The organism is Brevibacterium sp. FME17 (assembly GCF_014897515.1).
GTDB lineage: Bacteria > Actinomycetota > Actinomycetes > Actinomycetales > Brevibacteriaceae > Brevibacterium.
In genome coordinates, this window is record NZ_JABUYD010000023.1 from 26,947 (window position 1) to 43,231 (window position 16,285).

Here is a 16,285-nt window from a genome sequence, read left to right on the forward strand (position 1 = left end):
CTGGTGAAAGTGAGAAACACGAGCCCATCATCCGAAAGGAGAAAGAGATCTCATGTCGTGCACGCCGAAACCAATCCGCAGGCAGAACAAGATACTCACCGCCCAGGTGCGAAAGCATCAACGCCGAAACCCGAAGGCATTGGTGGTCTTGCTTGATGAAAGTTGGACCATGTTCAACGGCTATGGCGCTGCACACGTGGAGAAGATGATGCGAGAGAGCCGACGTAGCGATGATCACCAGTCGAATCGCCGCGCACCGTCACCGATCGTCCAGCGGCTGACCGATTTGCCCCAGGGGATTCTCGACTCGCTGCGCGAGCAGGGCAACGCATAGCACCAGGTCAGGTTCCCAATTCTGATTGGGATAAGAACTATCCCTCTCACAAGTTCAAGGAGAAGATTATGCCCACCTGTCACAACTGCGACCGGGTGTACGAGCCCAACGGCATCACCCGGCATCGGATGGCTCATCAGCGTCGCGGCGAAACCGTGATTGTGACCATGCACTCCGGCACATGGGAGTACCCACCGCTGCCGGCAGCCCAGCCGGATTCAGCCTCTATTGCCGATGCCAACATGTCCCAGAGTTCACCGCACGCGAAATGAAGAGGTGCTCCACATGTACGCGCCAACAATCGTCCTCTCCCAAGGGCGGGCCGGGAATGGCTACTGGCAACAGCAGTGGGAAGAAACCGTTAGGCAAGCCACCGATTTGAACGCAATTCTTCCGGCGCTCGGCCTCGCCGCTACTGTCGTTGTCTTCCTCATCTTCTTTCTGCCGCGCATTGACTCTGGTGGCGGTCCGCAAGTGATCTTCGCGTTTTACGCGCCTGCGGTCGGCCTCTTCGCCGCCTACCTGACATACACCGTGGAACCGCTTTACCAATTCGGGTGGATCATCGGACTTGTCGTGCTCATCGGCTCCGCGATCATCGCACTTGTGAGCGTCATCGCTGATCGTCGTGAGACCAAAGATTTGGCACGAGGCAATCACGACGGGTAAAGACTCCGCCCAGCCGTTCCTGGGCCCATGCCTGTCGGGAGATGAGAAATCCGGCAGCACAGTCGACATCAGTGTCCCTCTGGCCTGGAGTCGCTGTCAGCGCATAGCAAGAAGTGAAGGTCCAACACATGTATACGAGGAGTCCCATGCCCCATGTCGTCCAACCCCGCGCCCAGACTACCCGCCTATCTGTGGTCACAATTTCGGCTGCCGCGATCCTTGGTATGTCAGTCCTAACCCAAGTTCCTGCCCATGCAGCAGATACGGCACACGTGCCTGCTGCACCTGCACAGTTGGCGCAAGCACAAGCCGACCAGGCTCTTGAGATCAGCCCTCAATCACTGAGCCCCGAAGACTTCACCAACTCCGCCGAGGGAGTGTCCATGAAGCTGACAGGCTGCGAACCAAAAGCCGATGTCACTTTCACAATCGCCCGCGCTGAAGATCCGAAGGTCCCGCTGCTGGAGGAGACAGTGCCAACCAACGACATCGGCAACGCCGCACTGAAAATCTCCGCCAGTCAGGGTGAGAACGAACTTTCTGCGTTCGTCGGCGACTACACCGTCACAGCAGCGTGTGGGGATACTTCCCAAACAGGAACGTTCACTGTCACTGAGGCCGACATCGCCGTTGGTCTCGATATCGAGCCAGCCACAGTCTCGGCAACGGACTTCACTGACGAGGACTTGGCGCCGGTCATGACAATCTCCGGTTGCGCACCGGAGAAAGGGGCCCACATTATCGTCAGTCCAGCCGACGATCTCGACGTCAAAGCCTTTGAAACCGATGTCGCGATCGACGACCAGGGCACCGGTGCGGTCAGCATCTTCGCACTCGAATCCGAGGACCCCAACCTCTACGTCGGCAAATACAGTGTTCGAGCTACGTGCGGCGACGGCTCAGCCACCGGCACATTCACTGTCACCGAGGTCGAAGACCCCAGCAGCAACGCCGATCAAGACGACTCAGCCGACGCTGGGGGTGACGACGGCGATCAAGGTGCGGAGAAGGATTCAGCAGCAACCACCGACGCTTCAGATGATGCCTCTGGCGCCAATGACGATGCATCAGGAAAGGACGGGACTGATGAGACGGGGGCCGATGCAGACTCATCATCAGATGGAGGCGAGCCTCCAGCCCCCGGCGAGGATGACAGCGACGAAGGCGACAGTGATCCCAGACCGGATGAGACCACAGACGAAGATTCTGGCTCAGCGGGCGCAATTGCCTCGGCGACGTCAGACGGTGCCAGCACCTCGAGCTCATCCAGTGATGGTTCAAACACATCAGTTGATAGCACTTCGGCCGATACAAGGGGCGACGATGAGACAGACAAGTCAGCGACTTCCACGCTGCCTTTCACTGGTGCCAGTCTCACCGGGCTCATCGCCGGACTAGTTCTCGTCGTTGGTGGCACGATGACTATTTTGTTGACGCTTCGTCGGAGTAAGAAGGACTAACGAGCCACCAGAGAACCCCACGACAATGAGATTTGAAGGGCGGCGCGTGTACTCCCATGCACGGGTCGCCCTTCCTCTCCGTCTGGCCCGCAAACCACCCGAGCGTGAGCCATGCCACAGGCCCATATCAGTAGTCGGTGAAGGATGGTTCGCGTTTCGAAAGCAAGGAGCGCGGGCTGTCCTTCTTCCAATTTATGCGCAACCACGACTGGCAGCGTTCTCTATAGCTGGTACGGGCGGCCAATCCAGTGTTCTCCTACCCTTGGCCGTCCGCCTCTCCCATCACCCCCCACCTTGTGTGCCCGGCACGCCGCACGAGGTGGGCGGTGGTGTATCTTCACGTTGCCGCACGTAGTGAGGGTATGAGCAATCTCAACCGCGTCCAGTCCGGTATCCCCGAAGGCGGCCAGTTCGCCGAGTCAACGAAGGCTCGACCCAGCATTGATGGCCTCGGCGGATTCTATGATTCCTTTACCGACGACCCACCCGAGCTCACGATCGATGACTTCGAGGAGCCCGAGCCACCAGCCCGCCATATCGCCAGCGACTCGGAGTCAATGGCTGGCACCGTCTTGCCCGGCAAACACCCCGACAATCCCAGTGCCATCGACTTGCCCGGATTCGTCCATCCGCGCACCCGCAACGCCTTCTTCGACGCCCGGTGGGCCTCTGACAGCGGTGAAGACAGGCAGTCAGCGGCTCAGCATCTGAAGTCCCGGCTCCCGAGCCTTACTGACCAGGATCGCCAGGAGGTCCTGAATCGCTACCTGGAGGCCGGCGACAATGGCGAGCCAGGCGAGGACGAGGAGATCATTGCTCAGGCCGTTGAAGACAATGACACTGCAATGGGCATTCTCAATGTCTCTCGGCGACCTTTCAATCCGGGTGGAGTCAGGGTCTCCGACAACCGGTACGGGTATCAGTCTCCCGCGATGTATGGGAGCCGATACGAGCAGGGCATGTCGACGACTGAGGCGGCCAAGGCTATCCGGGCCGACATCAAAGACGCCAAGACGACTGGATACCTGCCCAACGACCTCACCTACAGTGTGCGTAAGTCCAGCGCATCGGCCATGAGCATTGAGGTCCAAGGTCTCACCAACGACCAGATCTATGCACCCGCCGACGACATGGAACCGGCCTATCTTGGCAGGCGCCACCGCCCGGAAGCAGCCGAACTGAAGGACCGCATCGACCGGATCTCCAACTCGTATCGAATGGACGAGTCAGACTCCATGACCGACTACTTCGAGACGAATTTCTACGCCTTCTCACGGATCGAAGACGAGGACGATGCCCGATTCCGGCAACGCGAAAAGGAGCGTCAAGCGGCGAATCGCCCGACCAAGGCAGGCAGATAAGGCACAATGGAAATGTGCAGAATCGAATTGGCTCAGGAGTCCCCGATGGTGGTCAGTACGCCGAGACTGCCAAAACACGCCCCAACGTCAGTGGTTTCAGCCTGGACGGCGAAGAAGACTTCGGCCCTGATGATGGACCGACGCGTGATTTTCTCGACGCCGGACTTGCTGCTGGACGCCTGCCGATCGGTCCGTCATATTCGGTCTCACAGATCCTCACCCGCTCAGGCCAATCCGAGGTCGTGACGATCAGGAACATGCCCGCCCCGTTCGCCCCGACACCATCGCCGTCACTGGGTCGAGAGTACTCCCCCGAGACATCGGCAGCCGTTGAACACTGTAGCGCCCGGTCAAGCGTGAGAGTCATGACTGGTCCGCGCGAGAGACTGCGCCGAGAGCTCATCACCGCCCGCCGATCCTGACCTCACTCACACCAATCCGGCCTTCTTCCAGGAGGCCGGATTTTTATTCCCTCCATACATTCGAACATTCAAGCTGATATCCGATTCTGCTTGCATTAGTTGTCGTTTTGAGTAGCCACGGGCATAGGCGTCCTCTGTATGGAGTATGACAACGAACCCCACCAATACCTCCACGAAGATCACCGTCGATGCCGGCGATCTGCTCAACCTCATGACCACCTCCTACGCTGCCAACGATGCCGTAACCAACTGGCGTGCAACGAACGGGCCAGTCTTCCCCGTCATCAAAGCCCTGGCAGATTCGCACAAGTCGTCGATGAACCTACTGGACTCACTATCGGAGAGCATCGATGCCGGGCACCAAGACAACGCCCTTGCGGTACTACGGGCCTCGAACTCTGATGAACCATCCGCTGACGTCGCCGGGGCCAGGCGGTGAGGCGGATGGTCCTCGAATCTCCGTTCGCTGGTGATACCCCGACGAACTTGGCCTACGCCAGGGCGGCGATGCGCGACTCGCTCATGCGCGGAGAGGCGCCGTTCGCCTCCCACATGCTCTATACCCAGCCAGGTGTCCTCGACGATTCCAAGGAATACGAGCGCGGAGTGGGCATCGAGGCGAATCTCGAATGGATGGCCGGAGCTCAAGGTGTTGCCGTCTACGTCGATCGCGGGATCACACCCGGCATGAGCCTGGGTATCAAGGCCGCCATTCGGGCAGGACTCGACGTCGAAGAACGCAGCCTTCCCGCCTGGTGCGACCACGTAGCCACAGACGGCCTTGACCCCAATCAACCAGTCCGAAAGGAACACGTATCGTCATGAACTCCTCCAAGAACAAGGGCGACCGCGGCGAGCGTGAAGTCCTCGCTCTCTTCGAGGCCCGGCTTGCCGATCACCTCGTTCCCGGTGCGCAACGCGGGAAGAATGCTGGCCAACCCCATGATCGCGGTGACCTCTTCGTCCTCGACGGATTCGCCGTCCAAGTCAAGTACTTCAAGGCCTCCAACCTCGGTGGTGCCGTGAGGCAGGCCGCCTATGGAGCCGCCGCGCAGGCTGCCAATGGTTTCAAGGACTACGGCGTCGGGATGTCGATCATCGAAGGAGCTCGCAAAGACAGTGTGCGAGTCCTTGCTTCCTACACCCCTGACATGGCCTTGGTCATACCTGGTGTCGATCCTGTCGCCGACTTCGGAACCATCTCGAAACTCAAGGCCTGGATTGCCGACGACGTCGGACCACACGGTTACCGAACCCACCCCCGCCGAAACCGGTGGGCAACGCTGACCAGCGACCCGGTGACGATCGTGGGCACATTCGAAGCCTTCGAGGCCTCGTATCGGGCCCTGACTGAGTCCCACACCCTGCCGATGCCCACACACGCAAAAGGAGACACCCTTGAATTTGTATAGCGCCACCCGCCAAGACCTGTCGGCCGATGCCCCACGCAGGCAATTCCTTCTGCGTGCCGACGATTGGGCACTCCTCCCCCGTGACCCGGTGACGACATCGAAGCTCTACATGGCCTTCCACGAGGCCTCGGGCATCGATCACGAAGAGCTGATGACTTCGCCGATGTCGAAGCTGCCTCTGCCCTTCTTCCATCCCCACCTCATTCACCCCGGCGATGACTATGACATCCGCAAACGGTTCAGACACATCAACGCCTCGTTCATGTGGCATCCGATCATGTGGTTGCCGACGGAACTCACCAAACCCCGGTTCTCAGAAAATGACAACGGTTACGTCGATGCCATCGAAGACAGCGAATCGGCGATGGTGCGCATCTTCCTCGAACTCTCGGCAGCGGGCATATATGACACAGCAACCGGTGGCTGGCTCGATGTGCTCGGACTCTACGGACTCGATTCAACCGATGAACGCACGCACTCGCGAGTTGCTGCCTGGCTGGCAGGTGAGGCAGATCCAGTGCTCGACTCCATCGACCTCAGCCCGTACTTCGCCTACCCCGAAGCCCAGGACTGGGCGCTGCTAACGACGACCGAGATCCGCGAACCTCTGTTGGGTGCTTCCTACTACAGGGTGGCCGAGGACTCACTGACCATCCTCGATGTGTTCTCAGACCCCGTCCGCTACAAAGACCCGGCCCACAACGGGGACTCGCTCACCCCGTTGCGTACTGAGGTGACGTCACTGCTGAAGATGGCCGAGGTGATGTATCGCAGTGTCGATGCCTCCGACTTCAACCTGCCAGAGGGCTACACCACGATGGTCGACGTGCTGAGCGAGCATCGGGCGAAGGTCGAGAACTTCTCCGGCACCCATGACGGGTTCATCAACGAGATCATGCCAGACCTGACCGACCTGTTCACCGAGATTCGGACAGAGTATGTCGGGTTCCTTCGCGTCCTCCTCGACATCATCCACGCCTACGAAGACCTCGGCGATCCCAGTGATCCGGCCTGGGCAGAGACCAAAACCGATACCAGCGAAGAGGAATGAAAAATGAACGACTTCGAACAGATCACCTCCGAAGACGGCGAGATCATGCTCTACATCGGACAGAGCAACACCGTTGGGGCAAGCCCACGACTTTCCATCGTCGCCCACGACCCCGAAACCGGAGCGCCATATCTGGCAGCCCATCTGCCCTGTGAATGCATGGCGACAAGGTGCCTCGGAATTGTTCACTGGTTCCGTCTGGCCGATCACACGACAGGGCTCCGACTCCTCGGAACTGGTATGCACACCGACATCGCGCTCGAGGCAACATCGATCGGAGGATTCGCCATCGAGATTATCGACTCATCGCCCTTGGACATCATCGATGAGCGCGAAGACGACGACGACTTCTGGGTTCCCATTCCCGACGACCAAAAGAACGTCTTGTCCCGACTGAGGTCACTGCCCAACGTAAAGAAGTGGCTGGCAGACCACCCCACTGAGGACGAGTAATGGATCTCGACATCGATGCTCTCATCGACCGAGCCGGTAGCCTCATCGACGTCATTGGAACGGCGATGACCTGGTTGTCAGCACACACGATGGCAACACTCCTCCTGGTGGCCGTTCTCGCCGTGATCATCTTTGCCCGAACGATGGCACGGCGAACGTCGACGACTGACCCCACCCGGCTCTTCACTTCCGACCAACGCCGAGAGGGAATGGTCCGGGCCGAGAACCGGTGCGAGATGCCGAAATTCTTCGGCCTTAAACGGTGCCGGCGCCGAGCCGAACACGGTGACCACTTCTTCCCCTGGTCACGCGGTGGGGCAACGACGATGGACAACTATGTCGCCGCGTGCGCCAAATGCAATCTCGCCAAGTCCAACCATGTGCCCACCCGTCTCACGACTTTCCTTATTGCCATGCGTCGACGCCGCTACTTCCCCGACGGCATCCCGATCCGGCCGGGCCAGCGATATCAGGGGGTTTGAGCACTGCAACGATTTTCGGCGCATAGACAAGGTTGAGGGGGAATTTTGACCAACGACGACAAGACGACGAATGGGCCGCCAACACCCGCGCTTGGGCCGACTTCAAGCGGCTCGGGCGATAGCGGTCGCCTGTTTGCGCCCACTGACTCCGAACGCGCCAAGCGCAAGCAGGCTGCTCTCGACGAAGAGGCTGCGAATCGGCAGGAATCAACCGGCCCAGAGGGTTCTGCTCCCTCGACCCCAGCCCGCCCTGCCTACGATTCGCAGAAGACAACCGATGGCTTACGAAAAGCTGCCGGTGCCGCGGAATCCTCTCCTCTGCCGTCCAGCGAGGACAAGACTCGAAGCCTCAACGACTTAGCAGACAACATCGATCAGGCTCAGGCCACGGGCGGCAAACTCAATACGAAGGATCCAGACGCCACTGGTATCGACAAGGTCACCGACAGCATTGGTGAAGGACTTGCCACAGGCACCGGTGCCATCAGCGATCTCGCCTCCGCCGACGCCAAATCGGGAGAGGGCAAGACCCCCTCGACGCCCGATGGTCTGAGCCCGAAGAAGACCAACTCCTCGACCCCCGATGCCAAGCCATCAACGAGCTCGCCTGGACCCGATTCCTCCCCCGCTGACAAGTCGCCGGATCGCTCAGGTGCCACCAATCCACTTGGCAAAGGCGAGAAGTCCGTCGATGCTCATGTCATCGGCACTGCCGATACCGCCATCGATCAGGCCCTAGACGACCCCGCAAAGGGTTTGGGCGGACCTGCTGGCCGCATGGCTTCAGCCACCGGGATGACGAAGTGGAACCCGAAGACATCGGCAGGCAAGGCAGCTAAGTCTGATATCTCCACGGTCGCCAAAGAAACTGCGCGCGGAGCCTACGACGGCGCCAAGACCGGTAAGGGCGAGCTGACGACCATCGGCGTCAAAGCCAGCGTCGGTGCGCTCAAAGGCGTTTTCAAGACCCGGACGTTTAAGAACACCCTCAAGGTCGGGATCTTCGGCCTCGCCGGTGCAGGTGCTCTGGCACTCATCGCCGGTTTCATGGCTCTGACCATGCTCACAACGTCACTGAAGTCGATCGGTGATTCAACCCTGGGCGAATTCGCCTTCGGCACATATGAGAACTACCAACGGGCCATCTCTGGTGACGCTGCTGGAGCCGGTGTCGAGCAGGTCAAAGACACAGGCGTCTTCGCCTACAAGGGCGGCAAATGGGTCAAAGGCAAGATCAAGGACAAGGTCGACGAGACATCGACTACTGTCACGGAATCCATCCACGACCACGCCAGAAGTGTGGGCAACAAAGCCGTGCACATGTTCGACGGCAAGGGCCAGGATATTGAATTCTCGCTGGGCATGTCGATCATCGACAAGTACTGGGCCAAGCCAGAAACTGCTGATGTGCCCAGCGGCGATGACGACGGCTCTGACGACAGCGACGATTCCGGCGATGAGGACACCAAGACTGTCGAGCCTCAAAGCTTTGATCCCACAAATATTGCTGCAACGACTCTGAGTCAATCACCGACATCGGCTCCCCTTGCAGTCCCCGTCGCAGCCAAGAGCGATGATGAGATCACTGGAACGCTGAGTTACGACGTTGATCTGGAGAAGGTCGAATCCCTCGGCGCCGATAAAGGCGATCTCGTCAACGATGCTGCCTTCGAAACGTTCATGGCCGAGGTCGTAGCCAAAGAGATCAAGCAGAACACCAAGAAGCCGGGACTCATCGCTACCTTGTCCCACGGCGCACACCGCGATGGCAAGGGCAAAGGCTACATTCCTGACACCGCCCGAGATGAGAACGCTTCAATGGTCGATGTCTACACCAACGCGGTGAAGAAGCTGCCGCTGACTGGCATCGAGGACACTGCCGAGACCTTGGTCAAGAATGCCCAGAACTGGTGGTTCGGCGTCGACTGCGAGCCTCCAGGAGGCGGGTCGGGCTCCGGTGACGGTGGATCATTTGATGGCAAGGGTGTGCCGAAGAAGGCAATCCCGTGGATCGAGAAGGCAGCCGCATCCTCGAAGGCGAAGATCCCTGCCGCATTCTTCGCCTACATCATGGACCGCGAAACCGACTTCCGTCCCGACATCTTCGCCAGCGACAGCAACGGCGGCACATGGGGTCTCTTCCAGATCAATGAGGCCATCTGGACGGAAATCTACGGGGGCGGATTCTCCACCGACAAGAACAACAACGGCACCTGGGACGTCAAAGAACCCCTCATCCACTCCGAATACGGGGCGAAGTATTTCGACAAGCGATTGGCCACAGTCCGCGGTATGCGCAAAGCCAATCCGGGCGCCGCTTACACGAAAGACCTCACAGAGCTCGAAGCGTTGATGATTGCCCACAACTCCGGTGAGGGCAATCTGCAGAAATACCCCGATCTGCCCGCAGTAACGATGAGCTATCTCTCTGAGTTCCGCAAGAAATTCAAGGAATACGGCGGTGGCGAGCCCGGTGGGAAGTCCGACGGAGGCAACGCTGACACTGTCGCCGATGAGCCAGGAGATTCCGGTGATGACTCGGGCAGCGACGGCGGCGAGTCCTCGGGCAAGCTGGTCAAGCCTCAGGGCAAGCACCCCAAAACCTCTGACCGCAAGGCCCGCTGGGGCAAGTTCCACGCAGGCACCGACTACGGAATGCCCATCGGCACCGACCTGCCGGCCATGTTCGATGGCACAGTGACCTTCTCCGGGTGGATGAACGGCTACGGCAACTACACGATCGTGAAGGGAACGTGGAAGGGCGAAACCCTTGGCTACGCCTATGCCCACCAGGACAAGCAGAACGTCAAAGTCGGTGACAAGGTTCAGGCTGGCGACATCATCGGAGTCTCCGGCAACACCGGCATCGGCACTGGCCCGCACCTGCATTTGGAGTTGCGCACCAGTGAGTTCACAGGCCCAGGTCGAGAGCACAACACTGCCGATGCTGACGAGTTCCTCAACTCCAACGGTGCCAAGGTCGGCGGGAACAAGCCCAAGCCCGACAATGGAGGCGCTGACAACGCCGCCTGCGAGACAGCGGGCAAAGAGCCTGGCGATAAGGCCACGAGCGGGGATCTCAGCAATGAGGAGTGCCCACGAATTGAGAAACAGATCGAAGGCGCCCAGCCCGGCATTATCCGTCTCGCACGAGCCATCTGTGGTGAGTTCGACGAAAAGGAACTGAAGTCCTTCGGCGGTGTGCGCAAATCATCGTGGATCGGCAACAAATCCGACCACTACACCGGCAACGCCCTTGACATCATGATCAACGACTCCGGCAAGAATGACGCCGAGCTCGGCGACCGAGTGGCGAAGTATCTGCAACAAAACGCCAAGGAGCTGAACATGAAGTACGTCATCTGGGATCAGAAGATCTGGTATCCGGGCAAGGCCCCTGATGACTGGAAACAGATGGAAGACCGCGGATCGCCAACACAGAATCATAAGGACCATGTTCACTTCTCACTCAAGCACTAAGCGCCTACCTCTGACAGCCGCTGCGAGTCTCATGGGACTGACGTTGGCACTGGCCGGATGCCAGTCCGGCGATGACGACACACTCTCACGAGACCCCGGCGCACCGGAACAGGCCACGCAGGCCCAACCTGGAAACGAAGAACCCACTGGTGAGACAGAAGAGGAGACACCGGTTTCGATTACGCCCGCCGTGGTCAAGAAGCTCAGCACAGATGAGACCAAGGCCGCCGAGCAGGCGATCGGCTGCCTCTACACCTTCAATGGGGCGAAGCAGCATTCGGTCTCCGATGCTGTGGGCAATTGCACGCAGCTCATGACTGGTGACCTCAAGGGCCAGTTCTCATCCATGGGCGCCGTCGTTCCCACAGTGCCTGAGAGCTTTGACTGGGACGAAGTCATCGGTCATGAGGGGCAAGTGACCGGCATCGAAGCAACCGCCGTCGGTGATGGTGGGGAGCTCGGTGAAGGCGCGGCGAAGAACCTCAAGATGCCGACCTTCGATCTCACCCTTGAAATCGAGGGCTCAGAGACGACCGAGGTTACGTTCATGCTCGACCTGGCCATCAGCCGCGGCAAGGACAAGCAGCCGTGGAAAGTCGACCACTTTGACGCTTATGACAACACCGATGGACAAGGACAGCTATGAACCTCAAGACAAGCCTCATCGTCATCGGCATTCCAGCGGCTATCATCGCAATCATCGTTGCTGCCTTCCTCGTTTTCTCAGGCCCCGAGGCCGACGAAGACGATGCCGGCCCGGCTCCCACTCCAATCTCTGAAGGCGACGTCGAAGAGGAGGCGACACCGGCACCCGAGGAGACTCAGGATCCGGCCAGTGCTGAAGAAGACGCGGTTCAAGAGGTCGCCAAAGACTTCACTCGCGCCTACGTGAGCCTGTCATACGAAGACGATTCTCCGAATCCGTGGGTGGATGCCATCAAAGAGTTCTCGACTTCGAAGTTCTATGACTCCCGCACCAAAGGTGTCGATCCCGATGATGGTGGGACGATGGTCAGCGAAATGGAACGTCGCCATATGAGCGAGTTCCCGGAGTTCGATAACACTTACGTCCAGAAGGACGATGCGAAGACCTACCGGGTCTATGTCCAATATCAGCTGGTCAACGAGTCCGATGGCGGCCGCTTCCTCACAGGCGACTTCTCAGTCGTCACCGTGGTCAAGTCTGGTGACAAATGGCTGGTCGACGGTGAGGGCACGAGCGAAGAGGCCCAGAAGGGCTTCTTTGATCAAGGCCATGATCACTGACGTTCTTGGCTCACAACGCGTCATCGCACTGCCGAACCGGCACCGGTCGCCCACCAGGCCCTCGCCCACGACAAAATGAGTACAGTGGACTCATTATGCAGTACAGAGCAATGGCACTAAGTTTCACCGCACTCGCATGTGTATCAACCCTCTTGGCTGGGTGCACCCCGGAACCCAACGGGCCTCCCGTCAAAGGAGAAGAATCGAGTGAGGAGCGGACCTACTCGAAGTCCTCCAAAGACACGCCAGCGTCACGGACTCCTAAGAATGCGTGCTCTCAGTCAGGCGACGGCCTGAGAGAGCCCGTCTGGACTGACAGCAGCAGCGTCAATGTCAACATCTCCCCTGTATTCGCCGGGTCTCCAAATATGGATGAGGTGTCGTATGACGACACTCGCTCGGACGGATGGGACAACTACTCGCACGAATTCGACCCGAACCGCCTGATCCTTGTCGCGCTGAAGAGTTCAAGCCTCCCATTGAAAGCCGACGACCTGACAAGGTTTGCATTCCAACCCATCCACCGAGATGGAGCACACACTGTTTGTGAGGACGCACTCGACACCACTGTGCGATTCATCGGCAATCGCGACGCCGGCAACAATCAGGAGGCGTCAGTGTGGGAGATTACGTCCGACGAAGAGTTCTATCGCGAACCTGAATTCGGAAAAGTGAGCCTCACCATCCGACAAGCCCGTATCGAAGGGATGCCCGACCGGTACGTAAAGCGTCAGCAGAAAGTCGAAAGCGGGGACCCTGGCACGCCAAAGAGAGCCCCCGCTTTCGATGACCTCAAGTTCTACTATCAGAACCGCTAGGCACGACTACCTAGACATACGAGTCCACAGTTTCCCGTTGGCAGGATTGCGGATGAGTTGGTCGGCGCCGACTGTTTCGCTTGTACCGTCATCGTCGTCGACCAGCATGACGTCGATCTCATTGAACTGGTCGATTGCCCAGTTATCTGGCATTGGCTGTCCGAGATTTCCAGTCCATCCGTACGACAGGTTGCCGACGAAGCTCGCCGAGGCCAAGCCTTTGTCGTGAAGTTCGTTGCACACAGCTCTGGGACCATAAACACCTACCGGGTTACTGCCCAGAGCTGTTGATTCAGCATTGAGCTCCTCGAAGTACGGCACGATGAGATCCGCAATCGTGGATCCGAAAGCGTCGAAATCAACTGCATAGAAGATGGTCACGTCGCCCGGCATCCCGAGTGCGTCAGCCCTAGTGTGAGCCAGTTGTGCGTCTGTGGTCCCTCTCCCCGGAATGAAATAGTCGGGGCCATTGGCTGAGGTTTGCCATATTGGAGCGATACCGAAGCCGATGATCATGCCGGTGTCGGGGTCCTCAACGGTCATCTCAAGAAGCTGGTCGATCTCCTCGAGAGTCATCTCCTTATCGAGCACCGGGTCCGGAGCGTTTTGCATATACCGGCCAACGAACGAGATGTGCATCGAACTCAGCGCCGCATCGTCATTCGAGAACGTGTCGGTCTTGTCTTCCAACCGAGTCGCAAGATCGATTCCCATCACGTGCTCTCCAGGCTCGGCGATGATGTCGTCGAAGCCGCGCGACTGATTTCCGTGGCTAATGAAAAGAGCCGTGATCATGTCTTCCGTCGCCACTCCTTCCCCAATAACGTTGAGGCGCATAAAGCTCGCGAACTGATACAGGGTCCTCTCCAAATCGATCCAGTTTGGAGACTGCACATTCACGAAATCGAATCCGTTCAAGTAAAGGCCATAAGTCAAGACATCAGCCCAAACGCCTGAAGAATCGTCCTGCTCTGTCATGACAGACGGGATCTCAGCCTGAGTGTTGTCGCCCCAATACCCGTCTGGATTCTTGATGCCTGAAATGAGCTGTACGGCGCTGATCAATGCTCGCGTCATCTGTGGCGTGACAATACCGTCGGCTGGCGCGAGTCCGAGCTGCGGCTGATATCCGGGTCCGTTTAGGCGCCTCTGGATGGTCCGAATTTCGGTGTCCCCACCTGAGACGAGGACGTACGCGTCCTGACTGCACAGCCCCTTCCAGATTTCGTCGGTGATCACTGGGTTGCCGTAGTCGTTTTCAGTTGCGTGATAATTTGCGTCATCGCACATCGTCCGCAGCGCCTCTACAGTGAGGTCGGAGAAGTGGCCGAACTCTCCCGTCCCAACAGCCGGAGCGTTGTAGCCTTTCACCCGCAGTGCTGACTGCGCGATGGAAATGAATGTCTGGTCTTCACTGGTCGGTGGCGTGAGGTCGGGCACGGCAGCCTTGAGGTCATTGCCGAAGACGCCATCAACGTCAGTGCCGGAGAATCCGAGCTCCAGTTGCAAGCCACGAATGATGCCTCGGATAGTCCCCCACCCAGCGATTCCATCCTCGTCGAGGCTCTCCCACTCTGAGTTCGAACCAAAAACGCTGTTCAACCAAGCTTGAATCTCTTGTACGTCGTCGCGCCCATCAGCCATGACGATCACGTTCCTCTCAATTTGAGCTTGTGACTAGACGAACCCCCTTGGCCTGGAATCTGGCGCGTGAAATTCGAATGTATAAGCCTATGTTCGGTTTTAGACACCATTTCAGCGCCTTTGATTTGAGTCAAGACCTCGGATGAAGGACATCTCCGACAGCAGGCTCACCACCGTGTATAGCCGCCCTGACCCCGGCATCAGGGCCAATTCTGACGCGAAGCTACCGGCGTCCTGTGACGGATTGTCATTTTGCCGCACGTATACCGGGCATGAGCACTTTCACAACCAACCGTGTCCAGGCTGGTATCCCCGAAGGCGGCCAGTTCGCGCAATCGGCCCGGTCACGTCCTGATGTCTCCGATCTCATTGTCGACACCGATGACGACGGTGATGCTGGCCAGCCTCTGACCAACGATCACCTCTCCCATGTTGAGAAGCCGGTCAACTACCTCTGGAACCGCTACGGCGCCTCTTCGTCGAACCCGGACTACACGCGCGAGGAGATGATGCAGAACTCCTACGTCAAGGTCATGGAATCCATTGCTGATGGCAAGCGTGCGAAGAATCCAAAGGCGTATGTGACGAAGCTGGTGAAGAACTGTTTTGCCGAGGCTTTCCGCAACGGGTCTGACTACCGCACGATCAAGACCCGTTCGGAGATCGACGCCAGGTCAGCGGCAATGTCTCAGAACTTGGGCCGCAGTCTTCGCCCGTCAGAAGTCGATCGCATTACCGAAGAGGTCCGGGCCTCGAAAGACAAGCATGATCGCCCCAGTAAGGACCGCCTGGCGCGGTCGAAGATGACAGTCTCAGCCACAGATGACATCACCCTGGTCGCCGAGCTCAATTCCGCGAACGTGGACTCAGCCGAAGAGGCCTACTTCACCAGTGAGGCACCGGAGGTCGCAGGATCTGAGGCATTGCTGAGCGAGGCTGAGGAACGAGGGATGCACAACGCCTACGGTCTGCGCCGTAAAGCTTCCACTGCAATTCTTGCCCACCACGGGGCGCCGGCAGTCGTTCCCAACTCGGTGAAGTCCCACCGCCGCAACGCTGCTCGTAAAGTTCTCGAGTCCCAGGGAATCCACGAGGCGATGCAGGACCACAACAACGGCTATTCCACTGATGGCACCCAGGCGCTCTTCACTCCCTGGTCAGGCCGCAACACCCTGTCAGTCGACCAGAAGGATGCGATCGTCGATGCTCTTTCAACCGGTGACGGCGAGTACGCCTGGGATTTGTGGACAGGCAGCGCAGCTGTCTCTGACACGGCCACGAACAACAAAGACGAAGGTGTGAAAGCCAAGCCGAAGGCGTCAACTCACGATGCGCAGGCCCAAGATCCTCAGCCCTCGTTCGCGTGGTTCTAGGCAGTATCGAGACTGCGACGAAAATCGGCGCATAGACAGTAGTAGAGGCATCAAAGCCTG

The 16,285-nt window shown here is 58.7% G+C and carries 18 protein-coding genes; 17 read left to right on the forward strand and 1 reads right to left on the reverse strand.

What is annotated here, in order from left to right:
* Positions 1-52: 52 nt before the first annotated feature.
* The 16 genes from INT40_RS16850 (at position 53) to INT40_RS16925 (ending at position 13,208) form a co-directional block, all read left to right on the forward strand.
* Positions 53-334, forward strand: a complete 282-nt coding sequence (locus INT40_RS16850; protein ID WP_193072918.1) for a hypothetical protein — start codon at positions 53-55, stop codon at positions 332-334.
* Between the two features lie 68 nt (positions 335-402).
* Positions 403-606: a hypothetical protein gene (locus tag INT40_RS16855; RefSeq protein ID WP_193072916.1), complete on the forward strand. Its 204-nt coding sequence runs from the start codon at positions 403-405 to the stop codon at positions 604-606.
* A gap of 13 nt (positions 607-619) precedes the next feature.
* Positions 620-1,003 (forward strand): hypothetical protein, encoded by a 384-nt coding sequence (locus INT40_RS16860; RefSeq protein ID WP_193072914.1) that lies wholly within the window; start codon positions 620-622, stop codon positions 1,001-1,003.
* A gap of 272 nt (positions 1,004-1,275) precedes the next feature.
* Positions 1,276-2,463: a hypothetical protein gene (locus INT40_RS16865; RefSeq protein WP_193072911.1), complete on the forward strand. Its 1,188-nt coding sequence runs from the start codon at positions 1,276-1,278 to the stop codon at positions 2,461-2,463.
* A 362-nt stretch (positions 2,464-2,825) separates the two neighbouring features.
* Positions 2,826-3,824 (forward strand): hypothetical protein, encoded by a 999-nt coding sequence (locus tag INT40_RS16870; RefSeq protein WP_193072909.1) that lies wholly within the window; start codon positions 2,826-2,828, stop codon positions 3,822-3,824.
* 14 nt (positions 3,825-3,838) lie between these two features.
* Positions 3,839-4,246: a hypothetical protein gene (locus tag INT40_RS16875; protein WP_193072906.1), complete on the forward strand. Its 408-nt coding sequence runs from the start codon at positions 3,839-3,841 to the stop codon at positions 4,244-4,246.
* Between the two features lie 145 nt (positions 4,247-4,391).
* A complete protein-coding gene (locus INT40_RS16880) occupies positions 4,392-4,685 on the forward strand; it encodes a hypothetical protein (RefSeq protein ID WP_193072903.1) in 294 nt (97 codons plus the stop codon).
* 5 nt (positions 4,686-4,690) lie between these two features.
* The gene (locus INT40_RS16885; protein WP_193072900.1) at positions 4,691-5,071 is read left to right on the forward strand and encodes a hypothetical protein; all 381 of its coding nucleotides are present in this window, start codon (positions 4,691-4,693) and stop codon (positions 5,069-5,071) included.
* A complete protein-coding gene (locus INT40_RS16890) occupies positions 5,068-5,658 on the forward strand; it encodes a hypothetical protein (protein WP_193072897.1) in 591 nt (196 codons plus the stop codon). The genes INT40_RS16885 and INT40_RS16890 overlap by 4 nt, the downstream gene beginning before the upstream one ends.
* Positions 5,645-6,709, forward strand: coding sequence for a hypothetical protein (locus INT40_RS16895; RefSeq protein ID WP_193072894.1), 1,065 nt, complete (start codon positions 5,645-5,647; stop codon positions 6,707-6,709). The genes INT40_RS16890 and INT40_RS16895 overlap by 14 nt, the downstream gene beginning before the upstream one ends.
* Before the next feature lie 3 nt (positions 6,710-6,712).
* On the forward strand, positions 6,713-7,162 hold the full coding sequence (locus tag INT40_RS16900) for a hypothetical protein (RefSeq protein ID WP_193072891.1): 450 nt from the start codon (positions 6,713-6,715) through the stop codon (positions 7,160-7,162).
* A complete protein-coding gene (locus INT40_RS16905; RefSeq protein WP_226831578.1) occupies positions 7,162-7,644 on the forward strand; it encodes an HNH endonuclease in 483 nt (160 codons plus the stop codon). The genes INT40_RS16900 and INT40_RS16905 overlap by 1 nt, the downstream gene beginning before the upstream one ends.
* Before the next feature lie 45 nt (positions 7,645-7,689).
* A complete protein-coding gene (locus tag INT40_RS21260) occupies positions 7,690-11,124 on the forward strand; it encodes a M23 family metallopeptidase (RefSeq protein WP_193072888.1) in 3,435 nt (1,144 codons plus the stop codon).
* Positions 11,099-11,770, forward strand: coding sequence for a hypothetical protein (locus INT40_RS16915; protein WP_193072886.1), 672 nt, complete (start codon positions 11,099-11,101; stop codon positions 11,768-11,770). Before INT40_RS21260 ends, INT40_RS16915 begins: the two co-directional genes overlap by 26 nt.
* Complete coding sequence (locus INT40_RS16920; RefSeq protein ID WP_193072884.1) at positions 11,767-12,390, forward strand: hypothetical protein; 624 nt, start codon at positions 11,767-11,769, stop codon at positions 12,388-12,390. The genes INT40_RS16915 and INT40_RS16920 overlap by 4 nt, the downstream gene beginning before the upstream one ends.
* Before the next feature lie 368 nt (positions 12,391-12,758).
* Positions 12,759-13,208, forward strand: coding sequence for a hypothetical protein (locus INT40_RS16925; RefSeq protein WP_193072882.1), 450 nt, complete (start codon positions 12,759-12,761; stop codon positions 13,206-13,208).
* Positions 13,209-13,214: 6 nt separating this feature from the next.
* Here INT40_RS16925 and INT40_RS16930 read toward each other — a convergent pair whose 3' ends face one another.
* Positions 13,215-14,852 carry a glycoside hydrolase domain-containing protein gene (locus tag INT40_RS16930; RefSeq protein ID WP_193072880.1) on the reverse strand — a complete coding sequence of 546 codons (1,638 nt, stop codon included), beginning with the start codon at positions 14,850-14,852 and terminating at the stop codon, positions 13,215-13,217.
* Positions 14,853-15,124: 272 nt separating this feature from the next.
* Between INT40_RS16930 and INT40_RS16935 the strand changes: the two genes are divergently transcribed.
* Positions 15,125-16,225 (forward strand): hypothetical protein, encoded by a 1,101-nt coding sequence (locus INT40_RS16935; RefSeq protein ID WP_193096555.1) that lies wholly within the window; start codon positions 15,125-15,127, stop codon positions 16,223-16,225.
* Positions 16,226-16,285 lie beyond the last annotated feature (60 nt).